We start from the raw sequence: 13433 nt of genomic DNA, 5'->3' as shown, positions 1-13433 counted from the left end.
AAAGCTCTAAGAAGGTAATGTTATCGGACTCACTATAGGCGTTAGTGTCCGCTTCTCGCTCACTGCGGACCTTCAGTTCAGCTAGCTGGTTCGCAGTGTGCCTGGAGCGGACATCCAGTAAGTAAATTTACCTGAGCACTAAGTTGTTTAAAAAGTAAAATTATATATTTCAATATCACTATTAATTATACTGTAAAATCATAGTTATAATTTCCATTGAGAATAGATTGTTAATATATGGTATAACTAAGCAAAGTGAATAATTACAATTATTTCTATAGGAGTAGGTAAATGGCTGAAATTGATTCTCGGTATAAACTAAGCGGGTCTTTAAACCCTAATTCGCTCCCTATCCTTGCTGCAGACATTCTTAAATGGTCTCTTGGTCATACTAAGGTTCGCATTCTTGATTGCCCTGGTGATGGCAGAAGAGATATCCTTTCAATAACCCCTGAAGGAATACAACATTTAACCCAGTGTAAACACCACTCTGATTACTCAAAGTCTGTTAGCTCGCGTGAAACAGATGAGATTGTTATAGCTTTGGCAAAGTTTGGAGTTAAGTCTGCTTTATTTTTTACGAATGGTCGCATTTCCCCACAGGGAAAGCGTGAATACATAGATAATTTCCCGGGTTATTCTCTGGACTATATTGACGGCGATTTGATGTTGCAATATGTTGAAGAAAGTCCGCTACTATCGCGCATGTGGCTACATGGTTCTACCTTGGGAATGGTTACCCATCGCTTACTTATTCCATTCATAATTCGGAATATAAGTGACGATAGCACTGTAAAATTAAATACAACTCAATATGAAGGTGTTGCTAACTTTTGGGGACCACGTGAATTATTTGAACCATTCCGACCATCAATTAATTCTGGAAGCGTTGGTGATTTTTCGGCTAATTCGATTAGCGGAGAGCGTAGGCTGTCCCTGACAGAACTACCTATTTCTATTGCTAATATGAAACAGGATGTATTGCAAACATTAAAGGGGAATTACACCGAAGTGACTGTTAGATTTGGTAAACCCGCTTTGATTAACCCAAAATCTAAAAATGAGGACGACAATATTTGGATAGGGGGAATTGAGCCAGAGAGTTACATCATAAATTTTAATGGAGAGATAAAGACTGAGAAGGAATGGCTTCTTCCTGAAATGGGAGAGGGCTGGCAATTCCCTGAAAATATTTCAGTTGCTGAAGTTGAGTGGGCTGGTTGGTTTTCAGAAAACCATGATGCATTCTTGATGTACGAACTTCGATGGCCTTATGTCACTGGAAGCACTCAATCTGTTGAAATTTATGAGCATTCCGAACGAGAGGCCGTTAATCAATCCCTTTTTGTAGCTGTTAATGACGAACAACTTGAGTTAATACGTCAAGATTTTGTTCCTCAACCTGACTGGTTTGAAAGCTTGGGAGGGGAAACAGTTCTGGGATGGCTACATCCTTATTTGTGTCATAATGAAAAAGATCAACAAAGAAGCGTCAAAATTGAAGATGGAAAGTATATTCCTTTTCATCCTGAAGCAGAAAGATTTTTTGTAGAAGCAGAAAATATTCGTCATCAGCTTAAGAAAATGGGTATTGATGAGTTTGAACCCGCTCGAGCAATTCATTTAGCCGCTGCATTAGCAAGACCACTGGTCTATACAAAGTCATATGATAGAGCACCTGCAGCACAGATTTTAGAATATTACGATAATATACCGTCACCCAGTTACTTACTCGATCGAAGCATGACTTACTTACAAATGTGGGAAAGTGTTGATGAATCCGTTTTTGAAGTGGATATAGATATTAGAACCATAGAAGCTCAACTTCCAGATGGGTTGACACTTAAGCTAGATGTCAAAATGGGAAGGCGAACAGAGCGGTTATTTGCAATGGTCATGTTAACAGCTAAAAGTATAGGTCCTGAAAGTGCCACCCATCATGCTAATCGATTAATTAACCTTGTGAGCAATATGACTCCCTCACTGAAAGAAATCATTGAATCAATTTGGCCTGGATCTGTGTTAGCGACAAAACGTTTTTGGCGCGACGAAGTAGGCATGTTTTTTGAAGATGGTAAATTTATAGGCCGTCCATGGGTTATGCTGATGCCTCCTGACAACACTCCCGACCAGTCTCCGGAGCTATATATTATTCGCCCCGATCAGTTAGCAGAAAACAAATAGAAAATAGAGGGCCCGTTGGCCACTTTTACATTCGGAGCCCTATATCAAGTCCACTCATTTATTTTCGACTTTAAAATTTGAATATAACGGTAATTATTATTTAAGACTTCCGCCATTTTTTTCTCAAAGACCGCCAGCTGCAACTTAATGTTATGAGTTTAACTAATTGATTTCGATAGGCTCAAAATGGCTTGCATGCCATGATGTTCACTTTCTGTTCTGGCAAGGATTTGAAATCCAATGGAGAGAAATCAAGGTCATAACGAGATAACCGTCTTCTAAGTGTTAATGTCCGCTCCTCGTTCGAATCGGACCTTCAGCTCAGGTAGCTTGTCCGCTTAGTGCCAGGTATAGTCATTCACACCCTGAGAGTTACACTTTTAAGTGATTCAGGGTATGCGCTTATTGGTTACGAATATTGTGCCAGAATCATGTGATTTGATGATTGCCGCTTTGCTTTCGAGCCAGTAAGTGCTCCACGTTCGCTAACGAATACTCAGGGCATGCAGATAAACTGCTGACTATATTTCTTTCGAAGAGCGTGGAATGCATACCAATCCCCGGTTAAAAGGAGTTGGTGATGACTGCTATAGATCAGTTTGCTGCTCATGTTGGCCTGGACTGGGCGGATAAAAAACACGATGTCTGCGTTCAGTTTAAAAACGGTGAGCGCACATTCCATGTGATTAACCATACGCCGGAAGCGCTTGATACCTGGCTCAATGACTTGCATCAGAAGGTCAAAGGCAGGATCGCTATCGCCCTTGAACTGAAAAAAGGCCCGGTAGTGTACGCTCTCCAGAAGTACCCCTTTATTACTGTCTTTCCTGTACACGCGTTATCATTGGCCCGCTATCGGCAGACCTTCTGGCCAAGTGGTGCGAAGGACGATCCGCAGGATGCCGAGCTGGCGTTAGATCTGATGCTTCGCTATCCCCAAAAGATAAAACCCATCGAACCCGACAATGCTGATATCCGTTTACTTCTACAACTAGTCGAGCAGCGCAGACTGCTGGTAGAAGACAAACGCCGCTTTGTTAATCGGCTCATTAACACGCTTAAGCAGTATTACCCTCAACCCTTGGAATGGTTCTCGCATCGGGACAGTTCATTGTTCTGTGAGCTCATAATCCGCTGGCCAAGCCTGCAACAGCTCAAACGTGCCAGGAGTGATACCGTCCGTCATTTTATGAACGCAAGAGGTGGTCCCGCTGTAGCTTATACAGAACAGCGGGTGACAAGCATTGCGAACGCTATTCCCCTGACCACTGATAAAAGTGTCATCGAGGCGAACGTGCTAATGGCAACAGCTCTTGCATCGCAAATCAAACTTGTAGGTGAACTTATCAGAACCTACGACGAACGAATCGAATCGTTATTCGATACACTTCCGGATGCAGAGCTGTTCAGATCACTACCGGGCATGGGGCCGTGTCTGGGCCCACGTATGCTTGCCGCACTGGGTGATAACCGCGACCGCTTCAACAGCGCTGAGGAAATTCAAAACTACGCGGGGATTGCACCGGTGACTGAACGAAGTGGCCAGAAATCCTGGGTTCACTGGCGATGGCAGTGTGCCAAGTTCGTCAGGCAAACCTTCGTCGAATGGGCTGCCAAGACGGTTAACTCATCATACTGGGCCAAGCTGTATTACCAGGGGCTGCGAGAAAAAGGAAAATCTCATCAATCAGCGATCCGGGCTCTGGCATTCAAATGGATAAGGATAATTTACCGCTGCTGGAAGACTAGAACCTGTTATGATGAAGCAAAATATTTGCTGGCACTGGAAGCGCGAAAATCGCCCTTATTGATGCCGTAAAAAGCTTATCGAATGTCTCAGGGCGTGAAGCGGACATTCCCAGCGCTATTGATAGCTATGTTCAGTACGCCATTATATGATTATGCAATCCAACCGAGGACTCACAAGAAGAGTCTATAAATACTAAGATGCTGAGGGTTGATATGGGCGATGTATCAATTATTACTAATGCTCTTGGGCGTTTTGCCAACAATATGCGACTCTATGGGGAAGCATTTTTAAGATACCGAGAATTGGTAGCAATCGACCGTGAAGAGGCTATCCACAACCTAGATCGAGCATTTGAACAAAATCTTGAGGGTTTTCATACGTTATATGATGTATCACAAGCGATATTTGACTTCCATGAGCATCCTGAGACTAGCCTCTTAATTTCAATTCGAAATGCTCTTCATCACCGTGATCATCCTCTATTCCATAGCCTTCTCCAGACTATTTGGTTGGATGGGAAACCTGAGCGTCTACTTGGGGCTGAATATTTAATTGCTAGGCATCGAACGACAGGTGGCAATCCTCCGTTGATGATGCATTTGATAAAGTTAGAAGATGTTTATAGTCGCTTAGATCCACGCAGCGAATCGGACTACTTAAACCCAATGGGTAAAGCAAATGCTTTATCCAGATTCGTCACTCTGGAAAATGGCTTGGCCTTTGAAAAAGTGTGGAAAAAAACGAAAGTAGATCGATACCCCACAAAGCAAGTGTATTTGGACTTGTTGCCGATATTCAATTCTGCTGTTTCTAGAGTTTTTACTGCATTGGATAATGCTGGAGTGTTATTCCAAGGGTTTGATGCAAATGCTTATAAATCCGTATTCATTGAAGAATTAAAAACTGATCTTCAGCATTTTGATTTTTTTGGTCTTAGAATAAATGCTCTACAGATTGAGTTGGGTCCAAAATTTACAATCCAAGAAACTTCTATCCGACGAGGTTGTACCTATCAAGGGATGATGGTAGACGAATAGGTATAATGGCACACTAAATTTGAGTCAAGAGCATTTATTCGACTATTAAAGTTGGAATGGAGAGGTAGGATGGAACATTGTCATTGCGAGACGCTCGAAGAACTCAAAATAGTTATTAAACAATATGGGCCAGGAGTTCTCTACAGAGGACAAACTCAACATTACCTATCTTCAGATGGCTCGCCCTCAATGCCCACGTCATTTCAGCGTCAAGGATGCGTACCCGATTTGATGATTATGTGGACCTATTATGCAAAGAGAGCCTTGCAACACTTAGTACGCGGTTGGAATGATACCGGCGATAATGCAACCAACCAAGCAATCCTTCAGCATTATGGGTTTCGTTCCTTTTTCCTTGATGTTAGTGGCGATCCGCGTGTTGCTGCTTGGTTTGCATGTAATAAATTTGATTCTAAGTATGTGGTCAATTTGGTAGAGGATTGCTTTGAAGATCCAGTTTGGTTGCGTACTCTAAATGCTTGTTTCGCTCCATCCGAAGATATTGGCCACATTTATTTAATAAGCCAGAAGTTACTACGACAATACAATCTTCAGGCTGTTCATCTATCCGAAATTGCGACAGATCATGGTGCTCCAAGATATGTGCGACAGGATGCGTACATGGTGGGGCCTTTAATTCGTGAAGGGTTAGATGGAGACTGTATTATTTGTCATATCAGCGCTCCAGCAGAGGTTCTGCGTAAATATGCGGAGGGATATAGTGTTGGCTGGCTATTTCCAGAACCATGTGAGGATCCTGTTTATCGCGAACTTTTGGCAATGCCATGGGTGAAGATGCGACACCTTTCGGATGAAGGTCTTGAGGCGTTCAAGAGGTCATTGGAGTTACCTGAGTATTCCTGTCACCTTCAAAAGCGCATGCCTTCTAGAAGTGCAATGTATAGACCCTTTTGGACTAGGGACCTTCCGCCTCCGGACGGTTTGGCCATTATCTCTTCACAAATAGTTCAGATTCTATGTGGAAGCGCCCTGTATCATGGTGTAAGTGAACCTTGTTTTGTTCTTCCTGAAATCAACAAGCTATTAGAAAAGTATAATGAGATATCAATTGAACTTGATGGACTTGTTTACCATGGTATGGACACAAGATATGGGAAGGGCGTTGGAATAGTAAAAATGCCTGAAAATATTGTATGTGTATTTGAATATGGTATCGATCATCCAGGGTTGCGTATCATGAGTATTGGTCGCTTCTATGGGATGCACTATCGAATCGATAGTAACGGCTGTTGGGAACGTGTTATACATGAGGAAGACTGCAAGTGTGGTTCAGAACATATTGACAATATATCCTTACTTGGCCGGGTTGATGTTTCCTTGAGGAACAAGTTACTAGAAGATATCGGTTCAGATTTATATGTTCAGAAAGGTATTGACCCGACCTCTGACAAATTGGCTACATGGGGGGAACCTTACTAGCGTGATTGAGCTGGCAAGGAAATGTCTAAATTATCCGTGGCGGTTCACTTATCGTTAAGTATTACAGCATTCTATGGCTGTATGAATATAACGTTGAGTCAACTGACCACCAAACGAATCGGAAAACCGTCACATGAAAAAATCCAACTTGGCGACCAGTTCTATTTGACAAGTATCTACATTGGTGATAATAAATCTTATTCGAAAGCTTTCGCTAAAATTTAATTTAGAAGAAAAAGCTTTTATGTATTGGCGTTAGTATTAGTCAACTATTGGAAAATAAGAAACTCATGGCGAATTATGATAACTATTGGAATTACTACAGTAATGACTTCGATTGGCCAAATAATTTTTATCCCCCAAATTTAGAGAAGACTCGACAGATTTATTCTGACCTTGGCATCCAAACTGCAGAAGCCGAAGCGCTAATCTCGTCAGGATATGTGAATATGGGGGGTGACATAATTATAGATCGTTACTATGGCGGACCTCTAGCCAGTTCGGATCTTGCCACACGAATTCACAAAAATCATTTTACCGAGTGGTATCAGATAGCAAAGTCCGGTAAGGCCTTCTGTAAAGATATTTTTTTAAACACAGCAAAATCATACGACGAATTAACGAGGCAGGTTAACAAAATCCAAGAGTCTCTAGGGCAAAAACTGTTGTTCCGTGGGCAGATTATGCATTACGAGATTACTCGCCCAATAAGAAATCCATACTTTCTTATCGAAGGGCTTGGCGAGACTTCTTTTATTCCTTCTATTTGGCGAAATCTCCTCCAGAATCATCCGCGATCATTTCACCATTTCAATGGTATTGACTTGTATGAGTGGTCGAAGATTATCTCTTCACAATTCGACATCGAGGAAGTGGATCGGCGAATAAACGAACTCATAAAACGAGGTGAGTGGATATATTCAGCACAAGATATGGAGGATTCAGATGATCCTTTAGTGAGTCTCTTTGGCCGCGTTCGATTGGATTTGAGTATGGGCCACAATTACAATCTGGCTGACCTACTTAGTACTCTACTGCAGCACTATGGACTGTTTTCGCCATATTTGGATTTAAGCAGTGATTTGCGAGTGGCAATGTTTTTTGCGAGTCATCGTTTTGTTCCCAATGCTGGAAATGATCATTACCAGTTCGTCGGAAGTAACGGTTCGAAGTCCATCCTGTACTTGTTTAAGCATAAACAAAATGAAATGGCGGTGTATGCACACGATCGAGTTCTTCATGGTTTACAGCCACTTAGACCGGAGAGGCAATCATGTGTAATCTGCCGATCAGGTCCGTACGCACTTAATCTTGCGGGCTTATATCTTGTTGGAGCGATTCGAATTGATTTCGAACTGCCGGAGTCTGAACGTTTATCATCGCATGTGCTCTTTCCTGATGAACATGAGGATAATTTTCTCGCGGCCCTAATCGAAAATTGCAGGCATCCAGAAAGAGTGACAACTTTTCGACATCGATAGCCACTCTTAAATAGCACAATAAACTGTGGTAGCTCAAACTCATTTGACAGCTACTGTCAGGTCAAATCACAATGAGTCTTTAAATTATCCACATGCGACTTTGGGTCGAAATCGGTCATAAACAACCGATAGGTCTGGCCAAAAGCGTAAGTTGTTACTGCGGTTAGTCTTAGCGGATGGGGAGCTGGTCCATTTGACCTACTCCCCGATGATTAAAATTCCTCAATGTTAGTCATGTAGCTGTTGGCGTTGCCAACTTCCGCTTCTCGCTCAAAGCAGACCTCGACCAGCGAGCAGGCCTGCTCAATGCCAAAATCAGTCGTCATCATCGGCGGGCGTCTGCATCTTATTGTTATGTGACTCCGGCAAGATGCTCGACGCTCTATCAATTGATTCTTGTAACGAAAGAATAGCCGATTCAATACGCTCAATCATAGCATTCCTCGAATTATCGTTATCATTCATTTTCTGCAATTGGTTCTCTATCGCAGCCAACGCAGGCCGACTATTTACAAGCTCAATATTTTTTAATTCGACAGAAGAGATTGTAAGAGTTGGAATCATTATAGATATAATAAGACCTAGAACTGTCAACCCAAGAGCCCAGCGGGTGATATTGAGCTGTTTGCCCATTGAGACGATTTCAGCTTCATGCCTCAACTCCTCGTCTGTTTTAAAACCATTTGTTGCCAATAATCGAAGTGTTTCTGAAACAAATATTTTTTTCCTAGAATATTTAAAAATCAAAGGCTTTAAGTCGTCGTCTAGGAACTCACATCGCGTATATTCAGCACTATCACATTTTACCCCAAGGTTTTTGATGCCAAGATCGCCTGTAAAATAAGCAAGCTTCTCATCTTCTAGGTATTGAAAAAGAGCCACAACCGTCAGCAGTTTTTTTGAAATATCATTATCAATGCCTCGTACCCAGTCCATTCCATTTTTTTCTAAGGCGTGACTTTCAACTTGGATGAATACATCGCTTTCGCTTTTTAGTTCAATATAGCAGAATTCAGGTAGACCTGTATGTCCGTTAAAGGAATTAATAATATTTCCCAGAACATTAAGAGAGCATGATCTATCATCAAGTTCTATCATCTTACGAACTAACGTCTTCTCAAGATCGCTGAAGGTTCTCATTAGTATCCTTAATCATAAACACAAAACTTTGGAGTGGCGGTAGTACACTGTTAGCAGTGCAGCGGATTGTAGCACAGATAGATATATATCAGGTAACATCTATCTCAATTAAATAACAATTTCTGAAAACACCATCATAAAGGAGCCTCTACAATAAATAGTTTAATGTCCCCGTTTCGATCACTGTGGACCTTTAGCCCAATAAACCTGTCCGCTCTGTGCCAGGAGCGGAAGTCATAGCGTATAATTTTATCAACAATGAAAGCTCAGAGGTCATTGTTATTATTTTCATATTTTTCATATTTTTCATATTTTTTAATCGTTAACAAGATTAATTATTGTTTCTTCACCTTCAAATGTCTTATCAACACGTACAGCTGATATTCCATAGACGTGGGTGTTGAGCCCTTTGTATGTAAAAGCTTTATTAGTACTTACATAAAACTCTAATGCAATGTTATCATTGTACTTTAATTGTATTGATGTCTCGTTGAAGGTCAATGCTATATATGGAATGGCAGCAAATCGGTCAAAAAACATTTTTTCGATAAAAAAACCATTCACATTAAAGCCTGCTTTCGTACCGTTGGCATCAACAGAATATGCTTTTGCAAATGCTGTATTCATTTGAAACTCGGCGGGGTTATATAAAAAATTTTTCTTCAACAATTTCGCCCCCCACTCAGAAGGGATCTCGTTATGAGACAGAATTGAATTTCCAGTAAATATCTCTGGCGAATATTGAATTCGTTCCCCACCAGCCAAAACGGTTCTAATACCCAAATGGTGAAACTTGGTCAATTCTAGTAAGTGCAAGTGCCCCAGTACGAGATCACGAATGTAAAATATTGCTTGTGCTGCATGAATATATTGTGTGTTATGAAAATCGACGGTTCTTGCTATACCATCATTCAATATCAGTATGTTTTCGTATGGCTGAGGTTCGACTCCTATCCAAAAAGGATGTCCGACACATTGATATACCTCGCTCAATAAATTTAGGGTACCATTAGACTGTAGTATTTCGAGATTCCAATTTGCTTCTTCTAATCGAGAACCAAACCCACATACATCCATCCATACCCCTATGCATGGTATCGGTATTAAAGCTCCGGATTTAGATTTTCTAACCCATCTTTGCGAGTTTTGAAACTCTTCTTTTTCCCATGGAGTTGGCATTTATTTATCTCCCTTAGTTTTATCTCTATGAGATTTTATCATGTTATAAACATAATGCCTATCACAAATAAACATTCTAAAAATATTTATTTATACATTTGTATGCAGTTAAAAATATTATACATCTTCCATTATTATTTTCGCTTTATTATTTCACTGCTAATAGAATCCTTTTGCTTTCCATAATATTGGCAGCCATTAGTTTTTTATGGTTAGATGTTAATCTATAAGTATCATAACTTCCGCTTCTCGCTCACAGCGGACCTTTAGCTCAATTTGGTTCTCCGCTCTGTGCTGTGAGTTCAATGAGTCGATGCAACGCTATCCTTAATCAAGGGGGGACGTTGCCATGAAACGAAGAACTCGGATTAACTACACGCCAGAGCAAAAGGCAATTATCTGGGACAGATATAAGCAAGGTGATTCTCTACATGATATCGCCAGAATGTTCGACAGATATCATTCTTCCATTATGCCCACTATCCACCAGACAGGCGGCTACCGTCCTCCCGTGCAGAAAACGGCACCGATTAGCGCTGTCGCTTGATGAAAGAGAGGAGATATCCAGAGGGCTGGTAGCCCAAAAATCTATGTTCTGATCTTTGGAGACTGCTACGGCTGCTACATGTAGCATGTTGTAGCAGGGTATCAAGATACATTATCGAATTTTTTTACCGAGAAATGTATCAATTATGTTAATTGACTGGGTGAGGATAAATACCTCACCCAGAGTGCTATTAACAGGTTAATCTGCCTAAGTGTGGACACTGGCTTGTGCCAAAGTTGCGGTAACCGCTGTGGACATCCTTAGTTCTGGTTTTGGCCAAGTACGCCAGTCGAATCAGGAAATCCCAGTAGAGCGTACTACGGTCCAAGGCATCTATCCTGCTAAACCTGTAAACAGCATTTGGCGGGAATTCAGCTAATGTTGAGTAATCTTCGTGAGCAAGCCCTATAGCACTGCACCAGGCTTTCTGTATTCGGGTTGCCATGTTTTTAGCATTGAGTTCTTGGTAATTACCCAGATGCCCATACACATCCGCATTAAACAGCAACATCAGGTGATAATGTGGGTGCTCCCCGGTATCGCGTTCTCTGCACCACACATAAGATGGTAGTGTTGGATCTCCTGCTCTCCGGGAGCGTTTGTGATCCGCCCGTAACTGACTTTTCAGTGACTCGAAGAAGCGAGTGATTGCCTGCGCATCTTCGCGCTGGAAGCATATTGGTAGATCAGGCTCTCCCGGTACATGAGACAGAGCGAACCTAGTGTCAGTACGAATAGCCAGTATCCGGTTATGCTGCTCCAGCGTGTCGTAGACCATTTCAAGCAGTGAATTGAGAATATTGAGGTCAATGGGTGATCTATACTTCCTGGAGGCTATTTCTACCAAGTCATCGATTTCTTCGTTGGTAAGTGAATATTGTGATTCCATAATAATCCTTCATTCTTTAAATATTAATCATTGGATTGTGGGTAGCCCTCACGCTACCCACGTGATGTTGGATATAACTTCTGTAGGGGTTGTCACTCTTGATGAATGTTTGTACAGGAGTAGACCTTTGATAAAGGTATATTACATATACCGATTAAAACTCATGAGCTGTCCTCCTCAATAATTTAAGCTGAATCCTTAGTGTTACTCGGCTTAAGAACAAAATAAATATTAATCAGGAAGAGCCTGCTTACTCTGAAGTTATTCAGGTAAACGTAGTTTACTCATCGCAACTGTTCCTGAATCTAACAACGGGATATTAGTCTTTTCAGCTAGTTCACTAGGTTCCATTTTGGAACCAATAAATTTGACATAATTAACCCCACCTCGTTCAAATAGTTGTACTATTCCTTCAGATTCAAGTTTTTCTAAAGCAGAATTCAGACTTTCTGAACGCCTGACTGAATATGGACCTTTTTTAATGATATCATTCCTCTTGAAATCGTAAGAACCATTACTAACAAGATGCTCCTCCATGAACCATACCAATTTTTCTGCAGTTGTAGGTTCTCGGGTAGTATCGACCTTAGTGATAAGGTGATTAATAATCCATTGTGTTATTTTAGTAGCCGACATTAACGTTTCCTTGGTAATTATTGGTGAGTCGGGGGTAATAAACATTTGCATTACTGCTGCGATTCTCGTAGCTTGTTCCATAATTCTTGAGGCGAAATCATCATAGTGATGCAACTCCTCTCCTTTTTGCATTAGTTCCCTGATTAGTTTACTTTGTGTATCCCATGACGCTTTCGCCTCTTCAGATAAAGTAATACAGATACGTTCTTCATTTTTTTCTCTACGCTCTATCCCGTCTTGCAAATGCTTAACGAGAATAGAGAAAAAACCATCAAGTCCTGGTTCATCAGACCATGAACACGCATCAGGGATGTTGCATAGTTCAGGAAGTTGCTCCAGATCAATCAATAATAAACGCGCTAAGAATCCTGATTTTCTTAATTTTTTCCCCTGCTTACTTATAAAGTCGTTAAACAATTCAGGCTGTAACAACAGCAATACGGTCAGCCGGACATCATCAACATCGTAGCTGTCACGAGATGCTCTGCTGTCAGAGATTCTCCCTTCTCCCCAAAGAGAGTTGAGAACTGATATATTGCGAAAAAGATTGCTGTCAAACACCCCTCCAGCTTCATCAGAACCGAGCATCAATGATGGAGAACCCAGCGCTAATGCCTTTCTAAGCCCCTCACTTGTGGAATCGTTTTTAATAAGATACTTTCTTTCTGGGACTGATGGTTTCCTTCTTTGGCACTCCTCCAACGCCTCAAGTGCTTCAGTTACATCAGCCTTCTGACGAACAGCTTTGCCAAATTGTTTTTTAAGCTCTTTTAGCTCGGTTTCCCAGGATACTAGTTTAAGATTATAATTTTTCTCTTTTAACAGAAAATCATTTCGCAGCTCCTTTTCCAGTTGATAAATTTCCTCCATCAACAGCCTGAAAACCGTTGATTTCCTGCTACCTGAGCGTGCCAATAGCATGAGATATAGTGAAGTAAAGGTTCTCTCATTTTTAAGCTGAACATCAAATTTGTCCTGGCAGGCAAGTGCCATTACCCCAAGTAACACTGTTAAAACAAGTTCGGCGGCGGCTCCTGTTTTATAATGTATGTAGCTTATTAATCGTTGTGCAAAAGTGGGAAGCGTCTGGAACTTTAGTCCAAGTTCTTTATTTTGCGTTGAACTGTTTTTTTTAGACATACATCCTGTC

General features: G+C 41.2%; 9 protein-coding genes and 1 pseudogene. 6 read left to right on the top strand and 4 right to left on the bottom strand.

What is annotated here, in order from left to right; translation table 11 throughout:
* The first annotated feature begins 291 nt into the window (after positions 1–291).
* From AL515_RS18570 to AL515_RS18545, 5 genes are all read left to right on the top strand, one after another.
* The gene (locus tag AL515_RS18570) at positions 292–2184 is read left to right on the top strand and encodes a restriction endonuclease (RefSeq protein WP_061068393.1); all 1893 of its coding nucleotides are present in this window, start codon (positions 292–294) and stop codon (positions 2182–2184) included.
* A 580-nt stretch (positions 2185–2764) separates the two neighbouring features.
* Complete coding sequence (locus AL515_RS18565) at positions 2765–4003, top strand: IS110 family transposase (RefSeq protein WP_061067836.1); 1239 nt, start codon at positions 2765–2767, stop codon at positions 4001–4003.
* A 143-nt stretch (positions 4004–4146) separates the two neighbouring features.
* Positions 4147–4971 (top strand): hypothetical protein, encoded by an 825-nt coding sequence (locus AL515_RS18560; RefSeq protein WP_082759621.1) that lies wholly within the window; start codon positions 4147–4149, stop codon positions 4969–4971.
* A gap of 69 nt (positions 4972–5040) precedes the next feature.
* Positions 5041–6411, top strand: coding sequence for an FRG domain-containing protein (locus tag AL515_RS18555; protein ID WP_061068392.1), 1371 nt, complete (start codon positions 5041–5043; stop codon positions 6409–6411).
* A gap of 290 nt (positions 6412–6701) precedes the next feature.
* Entirely contained in the window at positions 6702–7892 is a 1191-nt protein-coding gene (locus AL515_RS18545) for an FRG domain-containing protein (protein WP_061068390.1), read from the top strand.
* 315 nt (positions 7893–8207) lie between these two features.
* On the opposite strand, the gene AL515_RS18540 is transcribed toward AL515_RS18545, so the two are convergent.
* Both AL515_RS18540 and AL515_RS18535 read right to left on the bottom strand, forming a co-directional pair.
* Positions 8208–9032 (bottom strand): hypothetical protein, encoded by an 825-nt coding sequence (locus AL515_RS18540; protein WP_061068389.1) that lies wholly within the window; start codon positions 9030–9032, stop codon positions 8208–8210.
* Between the two features lie 315 nt (positions 9033–9347).
* Positions 9348–10211, bottom strand: a complete 864-nt coding sequence (locus AL515_RS18535; RefSeq protein ID WP_129533675.1) for a hypothetical protein — start codon at positions 10209–10211, stop codon at positions 9348–9350.
* Between the two features lie 349 nt (positions 10212–10560).
* Here AL515_RS18535 and AL515_RS18530 point away from each other — a divergent pair.
* Positions 10561–10804 (top strand): annotated as a pseudogene (locus AL515_RS18530) (IS30 family transposase); the annotation flags it as partial.
* A 144-nt stretch (positions 10805–10948) separates the two neighbouring features.
* On the opposite strand, the gene AL515_RS18525 reads toward AL515_RS18530, so the two are convergent.
* Both AL515_RS18525 and AL515_RS18520 read right to left on the bottom strand, forming a co-directional pair.
* Positions 10949–11647, bottom strand: coding sequence for an inovirus Gp2 family protein (locus AL515_RS18525; RefSeq protein WP_061068387.1), 699 nt, complete (start codon positions 11645–11647; stop codon positions 10949–10951).
* A gap of 261 nt (positions 11648–11908) precedes the next feature.
* Complete coding sequence (locus AL515_RS18520; RefSeq protein ID WP_061068386.1) at positions 11909–13423, bottom strand: YfjI family protein; 1515 nt, start codon at positions 13421–13423, stop codon at positions 11909–11911.
* Positions 13424–13433: the final 10 nt, after the last annotated feature.

The organism is Citrobacter sp. FDAARGOS_156 (assembly GCF_001559235.2).
In the GTDB taxonomy this organism is placed as follows: Bacteria; Pseudomonadota; Gammaproteobacteria; order Enterobacterales; family Enterobacteriaceae; genus Citrobacter; species Citrobacter youngae.
This window is presented reverse-complemented; position numbering and strand designations above follow the sequence as displayed.